This window comes from Streptomyces caniferus, from assembly GCF_009811555.1.
GTDB classification, from domain to species: domain Bacteria; phylum Actinomycetota; class Actinomycetes; order Streptomycetales; family Streptomycetaceae; genus Streptomyces; species Streptomyces caniferus.
This window is the reverse complement of record NZ_BLIN01000005.1, coordinates 2657611-2681464: the sequence shown is the minus strand read 5'-3', so window position 1 is coordinate 2681464 and position 23854 is coordinate 2657611. Positions and strand designations below refer to the sequence as shown.

General features: G+C 72.6%; 20 protein-coding genes and 1 pseudogene. 6 read left to right on the top strand and 15 right to left on the bottom strand.

All coding sequences use genetic code 11. The annotated features are described in order from the left end of the window. The first annotated feature begins 20 nt into the window (after positions 1–20). Entirely contained in the window at positions 21–884 is an 864-nt protein-coding gene (locus tag Scani_RS28310) for an AraC family transcriptional regulator (protein WP_159480635.1), read from the top strand. A 159-nt stretch (positions 885–1043) separates the two neighbouring features. Here Scani_RS28310 and Scani_RS28305 read toward each other — a convergent pair whose 3' ends face one another. The 4 genes from Scani_RS28305 to Scani_RS28290 all read right to left on the bottom strand — a co-directional run bounded on the left by Scani_RS28305 (position 1044) and on the right by Scani_RS28290 (position 6307). Beyond that, complete coding sequence (locus Scani_RS28305) at positions 1044–2114, bottom strand: DUF2330 domain-containing protein (RefSeq protein ID WP_159482423.1); 1071 nt, start codon at positions 2112–2114, stop codon at positions 1044–1046. 399 nt (positions 2115–2513) lie between these two features. Beyond that, positions 2514–4025 (bottom strand): glycine betaine/L-proline transporter ProP, encoded by a 1512-nt coding sequence (proP, locus tag Scani_RS28300; RefSeq protein WP_159480634.1) that lies wholly within the window; start codon positions 4023–4025, stop codon positions 2514–2516. A gap of 568 nt (positions 4026–4593) precedes the next feature. Beyond that, positions 4594–5625 (bottom strand): CU044_5270 family protein, encoded by a 1032-nt coding sequence (locus Scani_RS28295; RefSeq protein ID WP_159480633.1) that lies wholly within the window; start codon positions 5623–5625, stop codon positions 4594–4596. Further along, positions 5618–6307 carry an RNA polymerase sigma factor gene (locus tag Scani_RS28290; RefSeq protein WP_159480632.1) on the bottom strand — a complete coding sequence of 230 codons (690 nt, stop codon included), beginning with the start codon at positions 6305–6307 and terminating at the stop codon, positions 5618–5620. The genes Scani_RS28295 and Scani_RS28290 overlap by 8 nt, the downstream gene beginning before the upstream one ends. 139 nt (positions 6308–6446) lie before the next feature. On the opposite strand from Scani_RS28290, the pseudogene ctaD reads away from it, so the two are divergent. Further along, positions 6447–8081 (top strand): annotated as a pseudogene (gene ctaD, locus Scani_RS28285) (aa3-type cytochrome oxidase subunit I); the annotation flags it as partial. A gap of 44 nt (positions 8082–8125) precedes the next feature. Next, on the top strand, positions 8126–8467 hold the full coding sequence (locus tag Scani_RS28280) for a hypothetical protein (protein WP_159482422.1): 342 nt from the start codon (positions 8126–8128) through the stop codon (positions 8465–8467). A gap of 74 nt (positions 8468–8541) precedes the next feature. Here Scani_RS28280 and Scani_RS28275 read toward each other — a convergent pair whose 3' ends face one another. The 4 genes from Scani_RS28275 to Scani_RS28260 all read right to left on the bottom strand — a co-directional run bounded on the left by Scani_RS28275 (position 8542) and on the right by Scani_RS28260 (position 11942). Continuing rightward, the gene (locus tag Scani_RS28275; protein ID WP_159480630.1) at positions 8542–9225 is read right to left on the bottom strand and encodes a hypothetical protein; all 684 of its coding nucleotides are present in this window, start codon (positions 9223–9225) and stop codon (positions 8542–8544) included. Positions 9226–9351: 126 nt separating this feature from the next. After that, positions 9352–9801 (bottom strand): DUF6114 domain-containing protein, encoded by a 450-nt coding sequence (locus Scani_RS28270; protein WP_159480629.1) that lies wholly within the window; start codon positions 9799–9801, stop codon positions 9352–9354. Next, a complete protein-coding gene (locus tag Scani_RS28265) occupies positions 9792–10412 on the bottom strand; it encodes a DUF6230 family protein (RefSeq protein ID WP_159480628.1) in 621 nt (206 codons plus the stop codon). Before Scani_RS28265 ends, Scani_RS28270 begins: the two co-directional genes overlap by 10 nt. A 297-nt stretch (positions 10413–10709) precedes the next feature. Continuing rightward, the gene (locus tag Scani_RS28260) at positions 10710–11942 is read right to left on the bottom strand and encodes a cytochrome P450 (protein ID WP_159480627.1); all 1233 of its coding nucleotides are present in this window, start codon (positions 11940–11942) and stop codon (positions 10710–10712) included. Positions 11943–12181: 239 nt separating this feature from the next. Here Scani_RS28260 and Scani_RS28255 point away from each other — a divergent pair, with 239 nt between their 5' ends. Beyond that, positions 12182–13351, top strand: a complete 1170-nt coding sequence (locus tag Scani_RS28255) for a steroid 3-ketoacyl-CoA thiolase (RefSeq protein ID WP_159480626.1) — start codon at positions 12182–12184, stop codon at positions 13349–13351. Positions 13352–13391: 40 nt separating this feature from the next. On the opposite strand, the gene Scani_RS28250 is transcribed toward Scani_RS28255, so the two are convergent. The 6 genes from Scani_RS28250 to Scani_RS28225 all read right to left on the bottom strand — a co-directional run bounded on the left by Scani_RS28250 (position 13392) and on the right by Scani_RS28225 (position 20711). After that, the gene (locus Scani_RS28250) at positions 13392–14315 is read right to left on the bottom strand and encodes an ECF transporter S component (protein ID WP_159480625.1); all 924 of its coding nucleotides are present in this window, start codon (positions 14313–14315) and stop codon (positions 13392–13394) included. Then, positions 14312–15979 carry an ABC transporter ATP-binding protein gene (locus Scani_RS28245; RefSeq protein WP_159480624.1) on the bottom strand — a complete coding sequence of 556 codons (1668 nt, stop codon included), beginning with the start codon at positions 15977–15979 and terminating at the stop codon, positions 14312–14314. The genes Scani_RS28250 and Scani_RS28245 overlap by 4 nt, the downstream gene beginning before the upstream one ends. Beyond that, entirely contained in the window at positions 15976–17151 is a 1176-nt protein-coding gene (locus tag Scani_RS28240) for a CbiQ family ECF transporter T component (protein ID WP_159480623.1), read from the bottom strand. Before Scani_RS28240 ends, Scani_RS28245 begins: the two co-directional genes overlap by 4 nt. Then, on the bottom strand, positions 17148–17825 hold the full coding sequence (locus Scani_RS28235; protein ID WP_159480622.1) for an SCO2322 family protein: 678 nt from the start codon (positions 17823–17825) through the stop codon (positions 17148–17150). Before Scani_RS28235 ends, Scani_RS28240 begins: the two co-directional genes overlap by 4 nt. Beyond that, the gene (locus Scani_RS28230; protein WP_159480621.1) at positions 17822–19114 is read right to left on the bottom strand and encodes an SCO2321 family membrane protein; all 1293 of its coding nucleotides are present in this window, start codon (positions 19112–19114) and stop codon (positions 17822–17824) included. Before Scani_RS28230 ends, Scani_RS28235 begins: the two co-directional genes overlap by 4 nt. Before the next feature lie 478 nt (positions 19115–19592). Then, on the bottom strand, positions 19593–20711 hold the full coding sequence (locus Scani_RS28225; protein WP_159480620.1) for a Strvi_7410 family MBL fold metallo-hydrolase: 1119 nt from the start codon (positions 20709–20711) through the stop codon (positions 19593–19595). A gap of 395 nt (positions 20712–21106) precedes the next feature. Between Scani_RS28225 and Scani_RS28220 the strand changes: the two genes are divergently transcribed. Further along, complete coding sequence (locus Scani_RS28220; RefSeq protein WP_159480619.1) at positions 21107–22558, top strand: aldehyde dehydrogenase; 1452 nt, start codon at positions 21107–21109, stop codon at positions 22556–22558. Further along, a complete protein-coding gene (locus tag Scani_RS28215; RefSeq protein ID WP_159480618.1) occupies positions 22558–22791 on the top strand; it encodes a ferredoxin in 234 nt (77 codons plus the stop codon). Before Scani_RS28220 ends, Scani_RS28215 begins: the two co-directional genes overlap by 1 nt. A gap of 254 nt (positions 22792–23045) precedes the next feature. Here the strand turns inward: Scani_RS28215 and Scani_RS28210 are convergent, their stop codons facing one another. Beyond that, positions 23046–23720, bottom strand: coding sequence for a TetR family transcriptional regulator (locus tag Scani_RS28210; RefSeq protein WP_159480617.1), 675 nt, complete (start codon positions 23718–23720; stop codon positions 23046–23048). Positions 23721–23854: the final 134 nt, after the last annotated feature.

Sequence of the window (23854 nt, the reverse complement as noted above, 5' to 3'; positions counted from 1 at the left end):
CGGCCCGGCAGACTGGGGCCATGAGCAGGCAGCCCGACCAGGACCGGGGCGGGGACTGGGTGCGCTACTGGCGTGATCCGGACCGGCCCCTGGAAGCGATGCATGCGCACTTCGTCGGCCATGTCTTCCACCCGCACAGCCACGACGCCTATTCGTTCGCGGTGACGGAGAGCGGTGCCCAGCGCTTCACCTGCCGAGGTGCGGGGCACACCAGCGCGGCGGGCATGGTGATGGCGTTCAACCCGGACGACCCGCACGACGGGGAGTCCGCCGTCGAACTCGGCTTCACCTACCGGATCATGCACATCGGCCCGGACGTCGTACGCGCCGTGCTCGACGATGTGACGGACGGCCGGGGAGCCATGCCGCTGTTCGACCGGCCGGTGGTCGACGACCCGGTGCTGGCCCGCGCGCTGCGCAGGCTGCACCCGGCGCTCGTCGGCGCGGCGGATCCCCTCGTACGGGAGGAGCGGCTGACCGCGGCCGTCGAAGCGATGGTGCGGCGCAATGCCAGGGGGGCCGCCGCGGCGGCCGGAGAAAGCGAACTCCCCGTGGGAGCGCAGGCCGGGGCGGCCCGGCGGGCCCGCGATCTGCTGAGGGCGGCGTACGACCAGCCGCTGACCGCCCAGCAACTCGCCGATGCCGCGGGATGCAGCCGGTTCGCGCTCTACCGGGCGTTCCGCGGCGAGTACGGCATGGCGCCCAGCGACTACCAGCGGCTGCTGCGCCTGCGCCGCGCCCGCGCCCTCCTCGTCGAGGGCCGGGCCACGTCGGACGCCGCCACCGAGGCGGGCTTCGCCGACCAGGCGCACTTCCACCGCTGGTTCGTGCGCTGCTTCGGTATCACGCCGGGTGTGTTCCGCCGGGCCGGCGCGGGGGGATGACGGGGGCCGGGGCAGGGCGCAGGCGGATCCGCATCAGGTCCGGGCGGGGCCGGGGCAGGTTCGAGGCGGCCCGGCGTGGGGGCGGCCCGGAGTGGGGTCGGGGCGTTGTCCGAAGTGGGGCCGGGGCGGGGCGCGTTCGGCCCGGTCGCGCCGGGTGCGTCACGGCGTCGGCGGCACCGGGACCGCGGGCGGAGGTGTCCCGGCACGGCTTCGGCGCAGTGCGAGCGCCGGCACGACGGCCGCCGACAGGAGCACCTGTACGCCGCCCACCGCCAGGATCCAGGCCGGGATGCCGCCCACCTTCAGCAGCGCATCCTCGTAGGTGACCCGCTGGTAGGCGGTGTCGTGGGCGGCGCGGCGGAGTTCGTGGTCGCCGGTGATCCGCTCCGGCTGCGGGAAGCGCTGGTCGAGGGCGGTCAGAAAGGTCCGGTGGGCACCGGCGAGGTCGCGCAGGGCTCCTTCGGGGGTGATCCGGCCCGCGAAGAAGACCTCGGGCCGCGTGCCGCCGAGGGCGCTGCGCGGCTCCATCCGGTGGGGCGCCAGCACATAGAGCCCCAACGACTGCGGGGTCTTGGCGAGGCGGGAGAGTCGCATGGGGTAGACGAGGCGGTCGCTGGCGAAGGACAGCCGCAGCGGGTCGAGGGTCCCGGTCAGACGGCGGTGCGCCTCGGCCGGGGCCAGCCGGATCGCCACGTACTCCCATCGCTGGGTCACATACGGGCGGAGCGCGCTCGTGAGGGCAGCGGGGAGCTGGAAGCCGTTGGATTTCAGCCAGTTGCCCAGCGCCGCCGGGTCGGTGGCGGTCAGCCGGGCGACGTCGAAGGGCCCCAGGCGTTCGCGGCCGACCACCCCGACTCCGGGGCCGCGGGCGCCGGGAGCGGGTGCCGCGGCGCCGACGGACGCACCGTCGAGGGGCCAGTCGCCGTTCCGGGGCCAGAAGTAGTGGCGCGTCCGCACGGCCGGAGCGGTCAGCGCGGTGAGCCGGTCGAACAGCCCGGGGTCGCCGAGCCGCACCGAGGCCCGGTGCGGCACCGGCATGATCCACGCGGCGTCCGGCGCCGTGCCGTCCACCGTCAGGCTCATGACGATCTGCTCGGACTTCCCGTCCCACCGCACCACCGAGGTCTCGCGGTTCACCGCCATGGTCGTCTTCGGGTCGTGCACCATCGCCCCGCAGCCACAGGCGTACGCCGGCCGGGCCAGCGACACCAGCTGCACGGCCAGCAGCATCAACACCACCAGCAGCGCCCGGCGTCGCCCCGTGGCGGTACGCACCGCGGCAGTCGTGCCCGTCACCGTGCCCATGGGCCGTTCCCCGTTGTCCATCGCCCGTCCCCCGCCCACCGCCCGCCGGTCCCTGTGATCGGCAGGGACACAGACGGCGACGGCACTACGGCCGGTTCCGCTCTTGACCGTCCGGCCGTGCGACGGCCCGCCCTGGACTCCGCGCTGTGCCGAAGCAGCCCCGAAGGGGAGTCGGCGGACGCCGGCGAGCGCTGGGGCGGCCCACCGCGACGCCGCCTGAGGGCGATACCCCGCGGCGCGCGTCCTGGGGCGGGAACGCCGAGGGCCCGGCCGGAGACTTCCGGCCGGGCCCTCGGCGTACTCGGGCAGGGGTGGGGCTGCGGGTCAGGCCGTCGAACCGGCCGTGGCCGGGCGGCGCGCCGCCTTCAGCACCTCGTCCGCCTCCGCCTCGGTCTCGACGGCCGGCGGGGAGCCGGGCAGCGGCTTGCGGGCGCTCTCCGACATCAGCAGGACGGCGATGCCGCCGATCACGGCCGCCGCCATCATGTAGTAGGCGGGCATCATCTTGTTGCCGGTCGCGCCGATCAGGGCGGTGACCACCAGCGGCGTCGTCCCGCCGAAGAGCGACACGGAGACGTTGAAGCCGATCGACAGCGAGCCGTAGCGCACCCGGGTCGGGAACAGCGCGGGCAGCGTGGACGGCATCGCCGCGGTGAAGGTGACCAGCAGCAGGCCGAGGGCGGCCATGCCGACCGCGATGGCGGCCAGCGACCCCTGACGGATCAGCAGCAGGGCCGGCACGGACAGCACCAGGAAGCCGACGCAGCCCGCGCCGATGACCGGGCGGCGGCCGAAGCGGTCGGTGAGCCGGCCCGCGAACGGCTGGACGCCCATCATCAGGACCATCACCGCGAGCACGACCAGCAGCCCGTGCGTCTCGTCGTACTTCAGCTCCGAGGTGAGGTAGCTCGGCATGTACGACAGCAGCATGTAGTCGGTGACGTTGAAGACCAGGACCAGGCCGATGCACAGCAGCATCGACCGCCACTGACCGAAGATCATCTCGCGGACGCCGATCCGCTTCTCGGCCTCGCGGCGCACCTTCTCCTTCGTCCGGGCTTCCTTCTCCAACTGGGCGAAGGCCGGGGTCTCCTCGAGCCGCATCCGCAGGTAGAGGCCGATGATGCCCATCGGTCCGGCGATCAGGAACGGGATGCGCCAGCCCCAGGAGGTCATGTCCTCGGTGGACAGCAGCGCGGTCATCAGCGTGACCAGGCCGGCACCGCCGACGTAGCCGGCCAGGGTGCCGAACTCCAGCCAGCTGCCGAGGAATCCGCGCTTCTTGTCGGGCGCGTACTCGGCGATGAAGGTGGAGGCTCCGCCGTATTCACCACCGGTGGAGAAGCCCTGCACCAGGCGGGCGACGAGCAGCAGGATGGGCGCCCCGACGCCGATGGAGGCGTAGGACGGGATCAGGCCGATGGCGAAGGTGCCCGCGGCCATCATGATCATGGTGATCGCGAGGATCTTCTGCCGTCCGATGCGGTCACCGAGCGGCCCGAAGACCATGCCGCCGATGGGGCGGACCAGGAACGCCGCCGCGAACGCTCCGAACGTCGACAGCAACTGCGCGGTCGGATTCCCGGACGGGAAGAAGACGTGTCCGAGGGTGACCGCGATGTAGCTGTACACGCCGAAGTCGAACCACTCCATCGCATTGCCGAGCGCGGCCGCCGACACGGCACGCTTGACCATCGTGGGGTCGACGACGGTCACCTCGCCCGAGGTCTGCTGCGCCGGCTCCGCTGCCTGTTCCGGCTGCGGATCGGATGCGGGATCGGCACTGCTGCCGACGGGGGTACGGGGCCCGGGGGCGACGTGGGACTGCGTCGGCACGTGCTCGCTCGCCTGCGCTCTCTTTGGACGACAACATGACTCCGCCCACCACGGAGCGGCGGGCCAAAGCCCGCCGTGGAGCGGCGGGCAAAGGTCGACCATAGGGGCAGACCGGATCATCACGGACAGTGCGCGGACGACCGCGCAGGTGGCCGTATACCCGCTCCTTGCTGGGGAAACGCCCTTTCGTGAAGTGATCAGTGGCGCTTATGTCTGTGATCCATATCGCGATGATCCGCTGCAACCTTCGGGGGATTGTGGGGTGCGTCACGGTGGGGCGGTGCGCTCGTGGCCGGGAGGGGGTGTCCGAGAAGCCGGAGATGCCCGATACGTCCGCGACCGGGCGTGCGAGTGCTGCTCGGGGGGACGGGAGCGCCGCTCGGGCACATGAGAACGCCGGGCACGAGGCGGGAACGTCACTCACGGACGCGAGAACGCGCGCACGGACACGAGAACGGCGCGGCGGCGCGATGCTGCCCGCCGCGCCGATGTGGATCGTCGCGTTCCCTCAAGGATCGGCCATGACCGCTGGGCCCGCCACTCGGGCGCGGGCCCGGCGGCCGCCCGGTCACGGCATCCACGCCTCGTACGACATGACCTCCCCCGCCTTGATCCTGAAGTCCGGCTCGTCCTTGGTGAAGGTGATCTCCAGCCCCAGGAGGTCGCCGGTACGCGGATCGAGGATCACCATCTGGCGGGTGGAGTTCGTGGCGCCGTCGGGGCCGTCGTACACATAGGCCAGCCCGTGCCGGCCCAGCCGGTCGGTGACCTTGCCCGCCTGCCGGAGCCCGCCCGCGTCGGCCAGCATCCGGACGACGGCGGCCGTCTCCCGCGGCCCCGGGGTCCACTCCTGGCGGAAGGAGGAGAGCGCCGACAGGAGCTGCGGAGTCGTGCGGACGCCGTCCGGTCCGCCGTACAGCCACGACAGCTGTTCCCGCAGGGCCGCCGGGTCCGTCGACGGCCTCGTACGGGAGGCGAGACCGCTGTGCCGGGCCTCCGAGCCCGCGGGATAGGTCTTGCGGTGCAGCACCTTGCCGTCGCTGACGGTCTGCCAGCGGCCGTCGTCGTCGTGGATCACCGGGCGGCCCGGATGCCGCGGGTCGGTGGCCACGACCAGCTCCGAGCCGCTGCCGTCGTCGTGCCAGCGGGTGATGCGCTCCTCGGGCACGGTGACGGGCGGATCGGCGTCGGGGCCCGACTCCATGCTCATGTACCAGCTCTGCAGATGGCTGCCCCGGCGCGGCCCGTCCCCGGCACCGGCCGCGCGCGCCCTGGCCTCCGCCTTGCGGGCGAGGACGTCCAGCGGGACGGACGGGGCGTCGGCGTGCAGGGAGAGGGCGAGGGGTGCGGCGACGGCGGGGCTGCTGCCGGCACCGGAGAAGGTGAGCGCCAGGGCGGCGACGGCGGCCGCCGACACGGCGGTCAGGCCCATCACCAGGCGCCGACGGCGCACCGCATGCGGACGGCGGCGGGGGGCGGCGTCGGCCGTCAGCGCCTGCAGACGGGCCTCGGCCCGTGCGGTCAGCGGGCGGTCGCGCCAGGGTCCCTCGTCGGCGGAGACGGGATCGGCCTGCCGCAGCAGCTCCAGTTCCTCAGTCATGGCGGCGGCCTCCCGCTCGGGTCGGTACGGGGTGGGGGGAATCTCGGGTCGGTGCGGGGGACGGAGCGAGAGCGCGGGCGGTCGCCGGGAGCGGGGTGGGCGGTGAGGGTGAGGGGCGCGGTGAAGGCGGTGCGTCGGACCGTGGCGGAGGCGCCTCGGGCCGGGTGGTGCCGCTGTCCCGTGGCCGCATCCGCTCGATCTGCGTACGGAGCCGGCCGCGCGCCCGGTGCAGCCGCATGGCCGCCGCGCTCCGGCCGCACCCGAGGGTCACCGCCAGCTCCTCGACGGTCAGTTCCTCCCAGGCCGTCAGGCGCAGCACCTCCTGATCGGCGGGTGCGAGCCGGGCCAGCGCCTCGTGCACCCAGGAGCCGGGCCGCTCGGCGTCCGGGCTCTCCACGGTCTGCCGTCGCTGCGCCGCCTCGTGGCTGCCGAGCCGGTGCAGCAGACGGCGGTAACGGCCCATCCCCCGCACCGTATTGGCCAGACAGTTCCGGGCCACCCCGTACAGCCAGGGCAGCGGCGCGTCGGGGAGTTCGGCGCGTCGTCTCCAGGCTATGGAGAAGACCTCCGCCACCACTTCCTCGACCTCGTGTGCCTGCCCGTCCAGCCGCCGCGCCACAAAGCGGCTGACCGCCCAGTAGTGCGCGCGATAGGCCTCGGCGAAGGCGTCGTCCGTGCTCATGAACCCTTGGTGTCCGGCATGGCCCCGATCTTCACACCTTCCCGGGGTGAGTCTTCCCACCGGCCGCGAGGGCCCTTCGCCCCTCGCCGATGGTGACGTGCGCGGCGGCTTTGGACACCTACGGGGCATGAGATCTCCCGTGAAGTGGCTGACGACCACGGACCACAAGACGATCGGCACGCTCTACCTGGTCACCGCGTTCGCGTTCTTCTGCGTCGGTGGCCTGATGGCGCTGCTGATGCGCGCCGAACTGGCCCGCCCCGGCCACCAGATCATGTCGAACGAGCAGTTCAACCAGGCGTTCACGATGCACGGCACGATCATGCTGCTGATGTTCGCGACGCCGCTGTTCGCCGGTTTCGCGAACTGGATCATGCCGCTGCAGATCGGCGCGCCCGACGTGGCGTTCCCGCGGCTGAACATGTTCGCCTACTGGCTGTACCTCTTCGGCTCGCTGATCGCGGTGGCCGGCTTCCTCACCCCGCAGGGTGCGGCCGACTTCGGCTGGTTCGCGTACTCGCCGCTCTCGGACGCGGTGCGTTCGCCGGGCGTCGGCGCGGACATGTGGATCATGGGTCTGGCCTTCTCGGGCTTCGGCACGATCCTCGGTTCGGTCAACTTCATCACGACGATCATCTGCATGCGGGCTCCTGGCATGACGATGTTCCGGATGCCGATCTTCACCTGGAACGTGCTGCTGACCGGTGTGCTGGTCCTGCTGGCCTTCCCGGTGCTGGCGGCGGCGCTGTTCGCCCTGGAGGCGGACCGTGAATTCGGGGCGCATGTCTTCGATGCGGCAAATGGCGGGGCGTTGCTCTGGCAGCATCTCTTCTGGTTCTTCGGCCATCCAGAGGTGTACATCATCGCGCTGCCGTTCTTCGGCATCATTTCCGAGGTCATTCCGGTGTTCTCCCGGAAGCCGATGTTCGGTTACATCGGCCTGATCGCGGCGACGATCTCGATTGCCGGTCTGTCGGTGACGGTGTGGGCGCACCACATGTATGTGACGGGCGGCGTGCTGTTGCCGTTCTTCTCGTTCATGACGTTCCTGATCGCGGTGCCGACCGGTGTGAAGTTCTTCAACTGGATCGGCACGATGTGGAAGGGCTCGCTGTCCTTCGAGACGCCGATGCTCTGGACGATCGGGTTCCTGATCACCTTCACCTTCGGTGGTCTGACCGGTGTCATCCTGGCCTCGCCGCCGATGGACTTCCACGTCTCGGACTCGTACTTCGTGGTGGCGCACTTCCACTACGTGGTCTTCGGGACGGTCGTCTTCGCGATGTTCGCCGGCTTCCACTTCTGGTGGCCGAAGTTCACCGGCAAGATGCTGGACGAGCGGCTCGGCAAGATCACCTTCTGGACGCTGTTCGTGGGCTTCCACGGCACCTTCCTCGTCCAGCACTGGCTGGGCGCCGAGGGCATGATCCGCCGTATCCCCGACTATCTCGCCGCCGACGGATTCACCGCCCTGAACACCGTCTCCAGCATCTTCTCCTTCCTCCTCGGGCTCTCCCTGCTGCCGTTCTTCTACAACGTCTGGAAGACGGCGAAGTACGGCGAGAAGGTCGAGTCCGACGACCCGTGGGGATATGGCCGCTCGCTGGAATGGGCGACGTCCTGCCCGCCGCCGCGGCACAACTTCCGCACCCTGCCCCGCATCCGGTCCGAATCCCCGGCGTTCGACCTGCACCACCCGGAGATCGCGCAGGAGACCGATGCCCTGGCGGATTCCGGGAACGCGCCGGTCGCCGGCATCGGAGCACGCACATGAGCGAGGGCACGCGGAGGGACGAGGAAATGCGGAGGGGCGACGGAATGCAGCTGGATCCGGAGCGGGCCCTCAACGAGATCGAGGGATTCCTCCTCTGGGAGGCGGAGAAGGACCGGGCCCGCACCCGCGCGCAGGAATTCTGCGACGGCCTGCCCTGGCTCACCGATTCCCAGCGGTGGGAAGTGGAGGTGCGCTATTGCCAGGACCAGCGCGACGCCTCACGCGCCTACCTGGAGCGCATCGCGGTCCGCAGCGCCGCCCTGCGGACCGAATACGACGGCGTCTACCGGGCCCTGCGGCGACGGCTGATCACCGCGGTCCTGAGCGGCTCGGTCGCCGTGGTGGCGCTGTTCGCGGTGACGGCCTTCGGCCTGGCCGTGCGCTGAGCGGGCGGCGGCCCGCCGCGCGGCCCTCTACGGGTGACGCCCGCCCGCGACGGCCGCCACCCGTGGCCGGCCGCTCAGCCGGTGACGGTGATCTGGGATGCGGGGTCGGTGGTGTCGGCGACCCGGTAGACGGCGTTGAACGTCGAACTGGTCGCGCTGGTCGGGCAGCCGAACCCGCCCGTCACCTTCACCGGCACCTGGGCATTGGTGAAGCCGAGGGTGGAGGGTGCGCCGTTGGTCCAGGTGCCGTTCACCGTGGCCGCCGAGGTGGGGGCCGCGGTGACCGTGCAGGACGCAAGGCCGCTGGTCTTGAGCACGAACCCGCCGACGGGGATGGTCAGTCCGGCGGTCACCGGCGTCCCGTTCTGCATGGCCACGCCCCAGGCGCCGGAGGTGGAGACGGACGCGCTGACGCCGGGCATGCTCGTCGTGCAGGAACTGTAGGTCGCCGGGGTGGTGGAACTGCTCACCGGGCCCGCCGGGTTGTGGTTGCCGGGCGCGGCCGGGACCTGCCCGCTGGAGGAGGAGACCGTACAGCTGACGGTCACCGAACCGGCCTTGAAGGTGGCCTTGCCGCTGAGCGTGGCGGTGAAGCCGTGGCCCGCGGGGGTCACGGTCGTGGACGCCGCCGCGGCGGCGGGCTGTGCCGTCGCCGCACTCGTCATGGCGAGCGACAGGCCGAGGACCGCGACGATCCCGGTACCGGCGGTGAGTAAGGCGCGCTGACGGGAGGCGTGGCGGGCATGCGTCGTGGTCATCGTGGGTCTCCTTCGAGGGGTGAGGTGCCGGGGGAGCGGTGCGGCGGGTGGTGCGGGCAGCGCTCGGGTCCCGTACGCGGACGAGGAGTGGGGGTACGCGTACGGGCGGGCGCGGGCCGGTGCGGGCTACGGTTCGCTGGGTGCGGGCGTGCCGCCCCCGGGCCCGGCGACGGCCTCGGGCGAGCTGCCGGGTTCGGCGACGGCCTCGGGTGCGGCGGGGTTTTCGGGTGCCGGCGGGACGACCGGCTGCCAGGCAAAGATCATCGAGCCGCCGAGAATCCCGATGACGGTGCCGATCAGGAAGCCGCCGAGGTTGGACATCACCAGGGCGGCCGCCGCACACAGCACGGTCAGCACGCCCGCGAGGCCCCGGTAGTGCGGCGCGAACCACGCCGAGAGCCCCATCACGATCATCACCAGCCCCATCAGCACGGACGGGATGCCGGCGATGCCCTGTTGCAGCATGATCTTCAGCGGTGCCAGCGGGATGGCACAGATCTCGGCGCCGGCGACGACGGCCGCCAGGCCGCCCCAGAAGGGCCGCCCCCTCCGCCAGCGCCGCCAGGTCAGAAGCATTCCTTCTTGCCCTTGGAGATCTTCATGTTCAGGCCGGACAGCTTGAAGGTCCCCGCGTTGGTGGCCCAGGCGGTCTGCCGGAGATGGGTGATGTTGATGTCGTCGGCCTGCTGGGCGAAGAGGTCCTGCATGCCCTGGGCGGTGTCCGGTCCCTTGTCGAGGGTGGAGGCGTCCCGGCCGATCTCGATCTGGTGGAAGGTCGCATTGCCGGAGAGCTGGGTGGCGTCGACGAAGAGGTCGGCCGCCTCGACGGGCTTACTGCCCGTACCGGCACTGAGGTTGAGCGAGATGTCGCCGATGACCGGCAGGTGGGTGACGACCGACTGGCACAGATGGTCCAGCTCGGCGGTCTTGATGGCGGTGACGGCGACCGGCAGGAGATCTCCCCTGGCGTTCGCGTCCACGCCGCCGTACTGGGCGAAGCCCTTGCCCGTGAGGCTGTCGGCGGAGACCTTGAACTGCTGTCCCGAGACGGCGAACGACGCCGCCAGCGCGCCGTTGGCCAGGGCGATGCCCAGGGCGGCGGTGCCGGCGAGGGCCGGGACGGAGAGCACGGCGAACTTCCGCCAGCTGATACGTCCCGTGACAGGTCTGCCGTGTGCGTCCTTCATAGCGGTATGTCCCCTTCGAAGAGCGGTGGAGCGCACTGCCGAAGCGTGTGGGGGTCATGCGGGTGCGCGTGGTGCGCGTGGTGCTGGAGACGCGCGGGGGAGCCGGCAGGTGTCTACATGGGGGAGAACGTGCGGCTCGGGGGTGCGCGGTGCCGAGCGGTGCGCGAGAATGCCGAACTGCCGAGTGTTACTGGCGAGTTGAATGTAAGTCTGCCCGTGACGACTGGCAAGGTTGACGGCGGAACCGTTTTCGGACATACCGCTGGTCCGGCTTTCGCCGCGCGCCGCCCACCCCGGTCAGCCGTAGTGCACCTGCAGCTCCTTGACGCCGTTGAGCCAGGCCGAGCGGAGCCGGCGCGGGTCGCCCGCCAGCGTGATGTCGGGCATGGCGTCCGCGAGCGCGTGGAAGATCAGGTCGATCTCCAGGACCGCGAGGGACTTGCCGAGGCAGAAGTGCGGGCCGCCGCCGCCGAACCCCAGATGGGGGTTGGGGTCCCGGGTGATGTCGAAGGCCTCGGGACGGTCGAAGACCTCCGGGTCGTGGTTGGCGGAGGAGTAGAAGATCCCCACCCGCTGCCCCTTCTTGATCTTCGCCCCGCCCAGTTCGGTGTCCTGGGTGGCGGTCCGCTGGAAGGAGACCACCGGGGTCGCCCACCGCACGATCTCCTCGGCCGCCGTCCGGGGGCGCTCGCGCTTGTAGAGCTCCCACTGGTCGGGGTGGGTGAGGAAGGCGTGCATCCCGTGGGTGATGGCATTGCGCGTCGTCTCGTTGCCGGCCACCGCCAGCAACAGCACGAAGAGGCCGAACTCGTCGGAGGCGAGGTTCCCCTCGTGCTCCGCCGCCACCAGCCGGCTGACGATGTCGTCGGCCGGGCACTCCTTGCGCGCCGCGGCGAGGTTCATCGCGTACGAGATCAGCTCCATGGCCGCGTTGCTGCCGACCTCTTCGGTGATGGCCAGTTCGGGATCGTCGTACGCGATCATCTTGTTCGACCAGTCGAAGATCCGGGCCCGGTCGTCCTGGGGGATGCCGATGAGTTCCGCGATGGCCTGGAGGGGGAGTTCGCAGGCGACATCGGTGACGAAGTCGCCGGAGCCCTTCCGGCGCGCCTCGGCGACGATGCGCGCCGCCCGGTCGCGCAGTGCGCCCTCCAGGGCGCGGATGGCGCGCGGGGTGAAGCCGCGCTGGACGATCTGGCGGACCCTGGTGTGCTCGGGCGGGTCCATGTTCAGCATGATCAGCTTCTGGACGTCGATCTGTTCGCGGGTCATGGACGCCTGGAAGCGGATGATCGAGGTGTTGAGGTTCGCGGAGAAGATCTCCGGCTTGGTGGAGACCTCCTTGACGTCCCGATGCCGGGTGACGACCCAGTAGCCGTCGTCGCCGAAGCCGGCGATGCCGTGCGGCTGCGCGTTCCACCACACGGGCGCGGTCTGCCGCAGCCGCGCGAACTCGGGGAGCGGAACGCGGGACTGATAGACGTCGGGGTCGGTGAAGTCGAACCCTTCGGGCAACGCGGGGCATGGCATCGGCGACTCCTGGTCCATCCGGATGTCTGACGGTTCATCAGGTATGGGTCGCGGTGAAGGTAATAACCGGTTCTACAAGTATCAAGGGTCACGGCGACTCCCTTTCCGGACAAGGGTGTTGCACGCCCCTTGCGCGGCGGGGGGCGGCTCATAAGACTGTGGCAGAACTAGAACGCGTACTAGTTCTTCTTCCGTGGGTGCCGGGACGCCCGCGGACGCGAGGAGAGGACGAGTCAGTCATGGCCGCGGAACCCGTCATCGTCGAAGCAGTACGCACCCCGATCGGCAGGCGCGGTGGCGCGCTCGCCAACCTGCATCCCGCCTATCTCCTGGGCGAGACCTACCGCGAACTCCTCGCCCGTACGGGCATCCAGCCCGACTGCGTCGAACAGATCGTCGGCGGCACCGTCACCCACGCCGGGGAACAGTCCATGAACCCGGCACGCAACGCCTGGCTGGCGATGGGCCTCCCGTACGAGACCGCCGCGACCACCGTGGACTGCCAGTGCGGGTCGTCCCAGCAGGCCAACCACATGGTGGCCAACATGGTCGCGGCCGGCGTCATCGACATCGGCATCGGCTGCGGGGTCGAGGCGATGTCCCGGGTACCGCTCGGCAGCGGCTCCAAGCACGGCCCCGGCAAGCCCTGGCCCGACGAGTGGAACGTCGACCTGCCCAACCAGTTCGAGGCGGCCGAACGGATCGCCCGCCACCGGGGGCTGACCCGCGAGAACGTCGACTCGCTCGGCCTGCTCTCCCAGGAGCGGGCGGCCGCCGCCTGGGCCGAGGAGCGCTTCAAACGGGAGACGTTCGCCGTCCAGGTCCCCACCACCGAGGAGGAACAGGCCGCCGGACAGGGCATGTGGCGGCTGGTGGACCGCGACGAAGGGCTGCGCGACACCAGCATGGAGGCCCTGGGCGGCCTCAAGCCCGTGATGCCGACCGCCGTTCACACGGCGGGCAACTCCTCGCAGATCTCCGACGGCGCCGCCGCGGTGATGTGGGCCTCCAAGCGCATGGCGCGCGCCCTCAAGCTCAGGCCGCGGGCCCGCATCGTGGCCCAGGCGCTGGTCGGCTCCGATCCGCACTTCCATCTGGACGGCCCCGTCGACGCCACCCGCGCCGTGCTGGGCAAGGCGGGGATGTCGCTCAAGGACATCGACCTCGTCGAGATCAACGAGGCCTTCGCCTCCGTCGTGCTCTCCTGGGCGCAGGTCTTCGAGCAGGACCTGGAGAAGGTGAACGTGAACGGCGGGGCGATCGCCCTGGGCCACCCGGTCGGCGCCACCGGCGCCCGGCTCCTGACCACCGCACTCCATGAACTCGAACGCCGGGACAAGGAGTTCGCCCTGATCACCATGTGCGCGGGCGGGGCGCTGGCGACGGGGACGATCATCCAGCGGTTGTAGTCGTGGGGGAGCCGGCGGGCGCAGGGACGGGGGCGCCGGCTCACGGGCCGGCGGCCCCCCGGGGCGGCTGCTCGGAGGGGAAGGAGACCGGGACGTCGAAGGCCGCGCGGCGGGTGGCGCGGCGCAGGGCCTTGAGGACGGTGCCGCCCAGCGTGCAGGTGAGGAGCACGGTGACCAGGGCCCGGGGGACGTCCCAGCCGAGCGACGTGGCGAGGCAGTAGGCCAGGTAGCGGGCGAGGTTCTCGTCGAGCGGGTCCCCGGGGACGAAGGAGACCCCCGAGGCCATGCCGCCGATGTAGGGCCAGCCCTGCAGGTTCATGACCAGGCCGTAGAGGAGGGCCGAGACGGCTCCGTAGGCGGCGAGCACGGCCAGTTCGCGGCGGCCGCGCAGCCTCCCCCAAGCTCTCGGCTTCGCTCGAGCAGGGGGGGCCTCCATGGCCCCCGGCAGCAGGCCGGCGCCCATCGACACCCAGCCCATCGACAGCATCTGGAACGGCATCCACGGCCCGACACCACCGGTCAGCAGCGCCGAAGCGAACATCGCCACGGACCCCAGCACGAACCCGAAGCCGGGCCCGAGCACTCGCCCCGACAGCACCATCAGGAAGAACATCGGCTCGATACCGGCCGTCCCCGCTCCCAGCGGACGCATCGCGGCCCCGGCCGCGGCCAGGACACCGAGCATGGCGATGGCCTTGGCGTCCAGGCCGGTGTCGGCAATGGTCGCCACGACCACGGCGAGCAGCATCGGCAGCAGCGCGGCGAACAGCCAGGGCGCGTCCTGGGAATGGGCGAGCCCGGAGGCGGAGCCGGCCAGCAGCGGCCACCCGAAGGCCATCACGCCGATGGCCGAGATGAGCACCAGGGCGGCGACGGAGCGCGGGCCGAGCCGTACGGCACGGGTCCGGCGGCCGCGGCCGGAGCGCGGCCCGTCGCCCGCCGGCGGGTGCGGGGGTGCGTTCATGCGGTGGCCTCCAGGACCTGCGCCACCTGCGGCACGGTCAGCCAGGGCAGCGGGGCGAGCACCTTGGTGACCTGCGGCGCGAAGGACGGGGAGGAGACCACGACCTCCTCCGTGGGGCCGTCGGCGACGATCTCGCCGTCGGCGAGGATCACCACCCGGTGGGCCAGCTCGGCGGCGAGTTCCACGTCATGGGTGGCCAGGACGAGGGCGTGGCCCTCGGCGGCCAGGGCGCGCAGCACCTCGACCAGACGGGCCTTGGCGGCGTAGTCCAGACCGCGGGTGGGCTCGTCGAGGAGGAGCAGCGGGGGGCGGGCGGTCAGCACGACCGCGAGGGCCAGGGCGAGGCGCTGGCCCTCGGACAGGTCGCGGGGGTGGACGGAGCCGGGGACGTCCGGCAGCAGCCGGCCGACCAGGGCCCGGCAACTGCCGGCGGCGGCGCCCGCGTCCTGGTCGGCGGCGGCGCACTCGGCCGCGACGGTGTCCGCGTACAGGAGGTCGCGGGGCTCCTGCGGAACCAGGCCGACATGCCGCAGGAGGGCCCGGGGGCCGGTGCGGTGCGGGACGACACCGCCGACCCGCACCGTGCCGGAGGACGGTGTGTGCAGACCGACGAGGGTGGACAGGAGGGTGGACTTCCCCGCGCCGTTACGGCCCATCAGGGCGAGCATCTCGCCGCCCCGCACGGTCAGATCCACCTGGTGGAGCGCCTCGGTCCGCCCGCGGCGGACACCGAGCCCGGAGACGACCGCGGCGGCCTCGGCCGGGGAGCCCGCGGAGGCCGGGGCCGGGACGGCCGGCGCGCTCCCCGGCCCTCCGCCCGTGCCCGCCTCCGGCGCCGGTGGCGTGACCCCCGCCAGCCGCTCGCGCAGGGGCGCGGCCCTGCGGCGGGCGTCGCGGACGGACAGGGGGAGGGGTGACCAGCGCGCGAGGCGGCCGAGGGCGACGACCGGGGGGTGGACGGGGGAGACGGCCATGACGTCGGCGGGAGTGCCGATGACCGGGGGCGCGCCGGGGGAGGGGAGCAGGATGACCTGGTCGGCGTACTGGACCACCCGCTCCAGGCGGTGTTCGGCCAACAGGACCGTGGTGCCGAGGTCGTGCACCAGGCGCTGGAGGACGGAGAGGACCTCCTCGGCGGCGGCGGGGTCGAGTGCCGACGTCGGCTCGTCGAGGACCAGGACCTTCGGGTGGGTGGTGAGGACCGAGCCGATCGCCACCCGCTGCATCTGGCCGCCCGAGAGGGTGGCGATGGCGCGGTCGCGCAGCTCGGCCAGGCCCAGCAGGTCCAGGGTCTCCTCGACACGGCGGCGCATCACCTCGGGGGCGAGGCCGAGCGACTCCATGCCGTAGGCGAGTTCGTCCTCGACGGTGTCGGTGACGAAGTGCGCCCGCGGGTCCTGGCCCACCGTGCCCACGACATCGGCCAGTTCGCGCGGCTGATGGGTGCGGGTGTCCCGGCCGTCGACGGTGACCCGGCCGCGCAGGGTGCCGCCGGTGAAGTGCGGGACCAGGCCGCAGACGGCGTTCAGGACGGTGGACTTGCCGACGCCGGAGGGGCCCACCAGCAGGCACAGTTCGCCCTCGGGGACGGTCAGGTCGATGCCCTGGACGGTGGGCGCCGTGGCGTCGCCGTAGGTCACCGAGACCTGCTCGAACCGGATCACGGGGTGGGCTCCTTCATGCGCGGATCGACAGCGGGGGCACGGCCACGGGACGCGGCCCGGTCCATGCGGTCCGTCCGGCCCGCCCGGTCCGTGCGCGCCGGGAGCGGGGCGACGAACGCGGGCAGCAGGCCGACGAGGACGGAGGCGGCCGGCCAGAGGGGGAGGACGGGGGCGGTGAGCGGGACCGCGGGCGGGTGCAGGGCGGCGGGCGCGTAGCCGTTCGCCCAGATCATCAGGGCGGCGACGGCGATCCCGGAACCCGCCACCAGCCAGGCGCGGACGCCCCACCGGTCGGGCCGGTAGCGGCTGCGCACCGACCGGCGGCCGCCGAGCCACAGCCCGGCGAGCGCCGCCGCGAGCCCGGCGAGCAGCAGCGGCAGCCCGTAGCCGCCGCCGGTGTCGCCCAGCAGCCCGTACGTCCCGGCGCAGATGCCGAGCAGCCCGCCGAGCGTCAGGACGGAGGTGAGGTGCCGTACGGCGGGCGGCACTTCGGCGCTGCGGCCGTAGCCGCGCGCGTCCATGGCCGCGGCCAGCGCCACCGAGCGCTCCAGCGCCCCCTCCAGGACCGGCAGCCCGACCTGGAGGAGCGCCCTGAAACCGCGGTCGGGGCGGCCGCGCAGCCGGCGCGCGGCCCGCAGCCGCTGCACGTCGGCGACCAGATTCGGCGCGAAGGTCATCGCGACGACGACCGCGACGCCCGCCTCGTAGAGCGCACCGGGCAGCGACTTCAGCAGCCGGGCCGGGTTGGCCAGCGCGTTGGCGGCTCCCACGCAGACGAGGAGGGTGGCCAGTTTCAGCCCGTCGTACAGCGCGAATACCATGCCCTCGGCGGTGACCCGCCCGCCGATCCGGACGCCCTTCGCCCAGTCGGGCAGCGGCACTTCGGGGAGCGTGACCAGGGTGTGCGTACCGGGGATGGGCGAGCCGAGGACGAAGGCGAAGAGCAGCCGGACGGCGATCACGACCAGGCCGACCTTGACGAACGCGCCGTACGAACGGGCCCATGGCGCATCCGTACGGCGGGCCGCGACGACATAGCCGGCCACCCCCACCAGCAGCCCCAGCAGCAGCGGATTCGTGGTGCGGGAGGCCGCGGTGGCCAGGCCGAGCGCCCACAGCCACCAGGCGCCGGCGTGCAGCGCGGTGGTACGGGTCGCCTGCGGGGCGCTCATCCGCGCCGGCGGCGCGCCTGCCACACCGCCGCCGCGCCCAGTACGACGACGGCCGCGACACCACCGATCAGCCCGGCGGACGGGCCGCCGTCGCCCCCGCCGCTCGCGTCGGCGCCGTCCGCCGCCGTGCCCGAGGACGGCGCGCCGGACGACGCGGGCTCCTTCGCCCCCTTCACCTGGTCCGCACACCCCGCCTTCGGATAGCCGACGATGGCGCACAGCAGGGCGCTGGAGTCGTAGCGCAGCGGCCGGGCGACCGCCGCCAGCGCCTCGCCCGCCGAGGCGTCCTCGGACACCTGGGCGCACTCCGTCCTGGCCTTCGGCGGCCGTTCGCCGCCGGGGGCGTCCGCCGCGGTGCCGAAGTCGATGACGACGCCGATCCGCTTGCGGCCGTCCTGCGCCGGGGTGCCGTGGCAGATCGCGTCGAAACCGGCGGCCGCCCGGGGCCTGCTGGCCGCCGCGGAGTCCGCGCTGACGGTGAAGCGGAAGCCCGCCACCTCCCCGTCGGCCGGCCGCAGCGTGGCCGGCCCTTCGGTGGCGTACGCCCAGGAGCTGCCCTTGCCGTGCCAGAAGGACCAGTAGCGGTACTCCTGTGCCCGGGCGGGCCCGGCGGCCAGGCCGGTGACCGCCCCGGCCAGCAGTGCCGCCCCGGCGATCGTGGCGCGCCGCCTCACAGCCGGTTCTTCTTACGGCTGCTCAGCAGGAAGCCGACGCCGGCGCCGATGGCGAGGCCGATGCCGATGACCCAGGGCACGCCCAGGCCGCCGTCGTCCTGGGAACCGCCCTCGTCGGAGTCCTTCTTCGCCGCGGCGGCCGGCTTCGGTCCGGTGGCGTTGAGCGCGGCCACCAGGTCGGTGCCGCCGAAGGAGCGCGGGTCGGTGCCGGTGGCGTGCGCGGCCAGCACCAGCTGTGCGTACGCGGCGGGGCCGTTCTGCTTCGCCCAGTCCGCCGCGTTCTTCTCCAGCCACTTCAGCGGCTTCGCGGCGGCGGCGCCGTGCCCGCCGGCCGCCAGCGCCACCACGGCGTCGGCGGTGTTGCCGACGTCGGGCTGCTGCTCCGCGCCCGGCATCGCCGAGAGCAGGTGCTGCCCGTTCTTGTCGAGCTGGGCGACGAGGTAGCCGTCGCCGCCCTCCGCGGCCCGCGCCGGATCGCTGCCCGCCTTCTTGTCCTCGCCGCCCTTGCAGTTCAGCGGCTCGACCGGGGCGGTTGCGCCCGGACCGGCCGGCTCGACGACGAAGCCCTTGCCGAGCGCTCCGGTCGCGGCGGCCGCGGTGGCGTCCGCGTTCGGGGCCGCGCCCTTGAGCTGGAAGGTGAAGGCGCCGCGCGCGCCCTCCTTCTCCTCGCAGCCCAGCCGGAAGGTGAGCAGCCCGTCGTAGGGGGTCTTGCCGCCCTTCTCCGACGTCACGGACCCGGGCTTCTCGCCCGCCGCCGCGAGGGCGCCGATGACCACGGAGGTGGAGTTGGCATCGCTGGCCGAGCCGGCCATCGAGCTCCAGCCGCCGTCGTCGTTCTGCACCGACTTCAGCCAGCCCACGGCCTTGCGCACGGTGTCGCCGTGCCCGCCCAGCGCGGCCAGTGCCTGCACCGCCGCGGCCGTCTGGTTGGTGTCCCGCCCGGTCTTGGCGTCGCACGGTGTGCCCGGCGCCGCCCGGAAGGCGGTGAACGAACCGTCGGCGCACTGCTGACCGGCCAGCCACTTCACGGCGGACGGGGCGGGGCGGATGCCCACGGTGTCCTGGGCCAGCAGCGCGAGCGACTGCCGCCAGACCCCGTCGTACTGCGGGTCCTTGGTGCCGTACAGACCGTCGGGCAGCTTCTTGGGGGAGGCGGACGCCGCGTCGGCGTACGCGGCGGGGGCAGCGGCCGCGCCCAGCACCGCCACGGCCGCCAGCGCCGTGGCGGCGCGGCGCGCCAGGAAGGCGACGGAATGCGTCAAGGAAGCCTGGTGAGCCATGGGGGCCATCGGGTCGGTGCCTCTCGGGTCGGGTCGCGGCGATGCTACGCAGCCGCGCTCGGCCGGCCGCCCGCGCCCCGATCCGGGAATCGGCCGCGGTGGCACCGGGCTCAGCTCCGTATACCTCGACGGTGCCGCGCACCGGCCGGCCGCACGGATGGGCGGTTCCGGTGGCGCGAGCCTTGGTCGTGCCCCTCGGGTGCTCCGGCTCGTCCGGCCCCCCCCACCGGGCCGGGGCGCGGTGCGGACGGGCCGTCCTCACGGTTGCGGGTCAGCGCCGGATTTCCACCGGCTTTCCCCGATCGGGTACGGATGAAGTTGTCCCGCATACCTTAACCGGCGCCCGGCCGGCCATTCGCTCGCCCGTACGAGCCGGAACCGGGCCGGGACCGGACCGGACGTGGGCCGGCCGCGGACCAGGTGCGGACCGGGTGCGGATCGGCCGTGGGCAGGGTGCGGACCGGGCGCGGACCGGCCGTGCCGCGGCTCACACCGCCTGGTACCGCACCGGAGAGGACCCCGGCACCCGCTCCGCCCGCCCCTGCCGCACCAGGCGCCGCAGATGGGCCTCGGCCTCCGAGACGGCGATGTTGCGGGAGGCGTAAGGGATCTGCTCCCAGGGCCGGTTCCACTCCATGGCCATGGCGAGCTGCCAGAGCGTACGGGGCTCGCGGAGCAGCTCCCGCAGATGGGCGAGCCGCGCCTCGTGGTGGGCGAGCAGCTCGCGCACGCGTCCGCCGGCGTCGGTGAAGGCGTGCTGGTGGGCGGGCAGCACCTCGGCGGGGGCGAGCCGGCCGATGCGCGCGAGGGAGTCGAGATAGTCGCCCAGGGGATCGAGCGCCTCTCCCGGGCTCCCCGCTCCGTACCGGCCCGGGGAACCCCCGTCCGGGCTCCCGCCTCCGTTCGAGGAGGCGCCGCCCTCGTCCTCCGGGTCCTCGTACAGGCCGATGTGCGGGGTGATCCCCGGGAGGAGATGGTCACCGGAGAAGAGCCGGCCGAAGCCGCGGGACCGCCCCGAGGGGTGCTCCTCCTCCAGGTGGAGGCACACATGGCCCGGGGTGTGTCCCGGTGTCCAGATGGCCCGCACCCGGCGCCCCGGCAGGTCGAGCAGCTCGCCGGGGTCGATGTCGCGGTCCGGCAGCGCGGCCCCCTGCCCCGGAAACCTCCGGCCACCTCCTCGGGCGCGCGCCTCCCGCAGCGGCGCCAGATGCTCGTCCGGTGCGCCCGCGGCCGCGAGCCTGACGGTGAGGTGGTCGAGCCACCGGCCCGGTTCGGCCTTGCGGGTGCGATGGACGAGGGCGGCGTCCGCCGCGTGCATCGCGATCCAGGCGCCCGAGGCCTCCCGCACCTTGCCCGAGAGGCCGTGGTGGTCGGGGTGGTGGTGGGTGATCAGGACGCCGTGGAGGTCCGCGAGGGCGAAGCCGCAGGCGCTGACGCCGGCGACGAGGGTGTCCCAGGAGTCCGGGTCGTCCCAGCCGGTGTCGATGAGGACCGGTCCGCGGTCGGTCTCCAGCAGATGGACGAGGGTGTGGCCGAGCGGGTTGTCCGGGATCGGGACGGCGATGCTCCACACCCCGCCCTTGTGGTCGGTCACCTGTGGCGTCATCCCGGTCCCCTCTCGGTGTGGCATACACCTGGTCCCCGGCCCTCACTATAACTAGAACTGGTTTCAATGCGGCGTGAAGTGGTCCTTCCGTCCACGGGAGTTGGGGCGCGCTCCGTCGGGGTGAGGATTCGGCCGCGCGCTGTGGACTCCTTCAACTAGAACTGGTATCAGTTCCCGGTGCAGTGACGGTTTTTGATGATGTATCAGGGCTGATCCCGGAGGTGGACATCCGGGCCCCGTCCAGGGCACCGCACGGCCCGTTCAGGACATGCCACGTCCCGGGTCGGGCCCTCCCGGGGACCGTCCGGGCCCGTCAGGAACCGCCCAGGAACCGTCCAGGAACCGAACCGTCAGGGATCGTTGAACAGGCGGCCAACCCGCAGGAGGCGGCAGCGATGAGCGACCTCGTCGAGCACGGACAGCTCTATATAGGCGGTGAGTGGGCCGATCCGGCCGGCCGGGACGTGATCGAGGTCGTCTCGCCGCACACCGAACAGGTCATCGGCCGGGTGCCGCACGCCTCGCGGGCCGATGTCGACCGTGCGGTGGCCGCGGCCCGTACCTCGTTCGACTCCGGGGTGTGGGCGAACGCCCCGCTGGCGGACCGGATCGCGGTGGTGACCCGTATCAAGGACGCCTTCGCGGCCCGCAGCGAGGAGATCGCCAAGGTCATCAGCTCCGAGAACGGCACGCCGTTCACCTCCGGTGTCATGGTGCAGTCGCTGGCCGCGATGCTGGCGTGGGACGCGGCACTGACCGTCGCCGGGGACTTCCCGTTCGAGGAGCGGCGGGACGGGGTGCTGGGGCCGCTGCTGGTACGGCGGGAGCCGGCCGGGGTGGTCGCGGCGGTGGTGCCGTGGAACGTCCCGCAGTTCACCGCCGCCGCCAAGCTCGCGCCGGCACTGCTGGCCGGCTGCTCGGTGGTGCTCAAGGTGTCGCCGGAGACCCCGCTGGACGCGTATCTGCTCGCGGAGATCGTGGCCGCGGCCGGACTGCCGGCGGGCGTGCTGTCGATCCTCCCGGCGGACCGCGAGGTGAGCGAGTACCTGGTCGGGCACCCGGGCGTGGACAAGGTGTCGTTCACCGGCTCGGTGGCGGCGGGCAAGCGGGTCATGGAGGTCGCGGCCCGCAACCTGAGCCGGGTCACGCTGGAGCTGGGCGGGAAGTCCGCCGCGGTGATCCTGCCGGACGCCGATCTGGACGCGGCGGTGGCCGGTATCGCGCCGTTCGCCTGGATGATCAACGGCCAGGCGTGTGTGGCACAGACGCGGATCCTCGCGCCGCGCAGCCACTACGACGAGATCGCCGACCGGTTCACCGCGGCGGCGTCCGCGCTCACCGTCGGCGACCCGCTGGATCCGGCCACCGAACTCGGCCCGCTGGTCGCCCGTCGGCAGCAGCAGCGTTCGCTGGACTACATCGAGCTCGGCCGGAAGGAGGGCGCCAAGGTCCTCACCGGCGGCGGCCGCCCCGAGGGGCAGCCGACGGGCTGGTACGTCGAGCCGACCCTCTTCGGCGAGGTCGCCAACTCCATGCGCATCGCCCGCGAGGAGATCTTCGGCCCGGTCATCTGCCTGCTGCCGTACGACGACGAGGCCGAGGCGGTACGGATCGCCAACGACTCCGACTACGGGCTCTCCGGCTCGGTGTGGACGGCCGACGTCGACCGCGGCATCGACGTCGCCCGGCAGGTGCGCACCGGTACGTACTCGGTGAACACCTTCAGCATCGACATGCTCGGCCCGTTCGGCGGCTACAAGAACTCCGGTATCGGGCGGGAGTTCGGGCCCGAGGGCTTCGGTGCCTACCTGGAGCACAAGATGATCCACCTGCCGGCCGGTGCCTGATGGGGGACCGCTGGCGGGTGGTGGTGGACCGGAGTATCTGCATCGGGTCCGGGATGTGCGCCGGCACGGCGCCGGACGGCTTCCGGCTGGACTCGGCCCGGCAGTCGCACCCGGTGGCGCCGGAGACGGATGCCGACGAGGGCGTGCTGGCGGCGGCCGAGGCGTGCCCCGTGGAGGCGATCACCCTGACCGTGGCCGGCAGTGACGAGGTGGTCTTCCCGCCGGAGGAGTGAGGGGGCGGGGCGCGGGGCGGCGGCGGGGGCCCGTAGGGGCGCGGAGTGGTGGTCCCGTAGGGGGTCGGTGGGCCCCTTGCGGGCCAACTACCCCTCCCGGCAGGGAGATGAACGCCCGCAGCGGGCTCGTCCGTGGCCGCCCGTGGCGACGCCCGCGGCCGCCCCGGGCGGCCAGCGCTCCCTCGGGCCGCCGGCGTTCCGCCCGGGGCCGCTAGCGCTCCGCCCCGGGCCCGCCGGCGCTCCTCCTCGGGACGCTAGCGCTCCGCCCCGGGTGCCGTGAGGTCGATCAGCCGGCACACCGTCTCGATGTCTATCTTCACCTGGGCGATCGAGGCCCGCCCCGACAGCCAGGTGATCAGTGCCGAGTGCCAGGTGTGCTCGATGACCCGGACCGCGGAGAGCTGTTCGGGGGTGGCCGAGATGGAGGGGCGCGCCAGCTCCTGCGAAGGGTGGTGGTGGGCGACGGGCGGGGCCATCGCGTCGAGGATGATCGCGGTGGTCAGCCGGGAGACGGTGTCGACCTCGGGGCTGACGGAACGGTCGGCGAAGGTCAGCGCGCGCACCATCGCGTCCGCGAGGTGCGGTTCGCGCTGCAGGGCGCGAAACGCGCGCATCAGGGTCTGGGCGACCCGGGCGCCCGGGTCCTGCTCCGACGGCGGGCGCTTGCGCAGCGTTTCGTGCATGTGCTGGAGCTGGTCCTGCATGGTGGCGACCAGCAGATGCACCTTGGAGGGGAAGTACCGGTAGAGGGTGCCGAGCGCGACGCCCGAGGACTCGGCGACCTCGCGCATCTGCACGGCGTCGAAACCGCCACGGGACGCCAGCTTGGCGCTGGTGTGCAGGATGCGGCGGCGTCGGGCCTCCTGACGCTCGGTCAGGGGAGGACTCGCGGGAAGCGTCGGCCTGGCCGCCTTGGATTCCGTAGTCATATTTCCCATTCCGTGGCATTCCGTCCGCGATGCGGCGAGTGCCGGTGGTGTGATCGGCACAGCATGGCAGGGGGGCGGGTGGTGGCGCGAATCACCTGGTGCGGCTCTTTTCGCATCGTTCTCGGCCGGTAGAT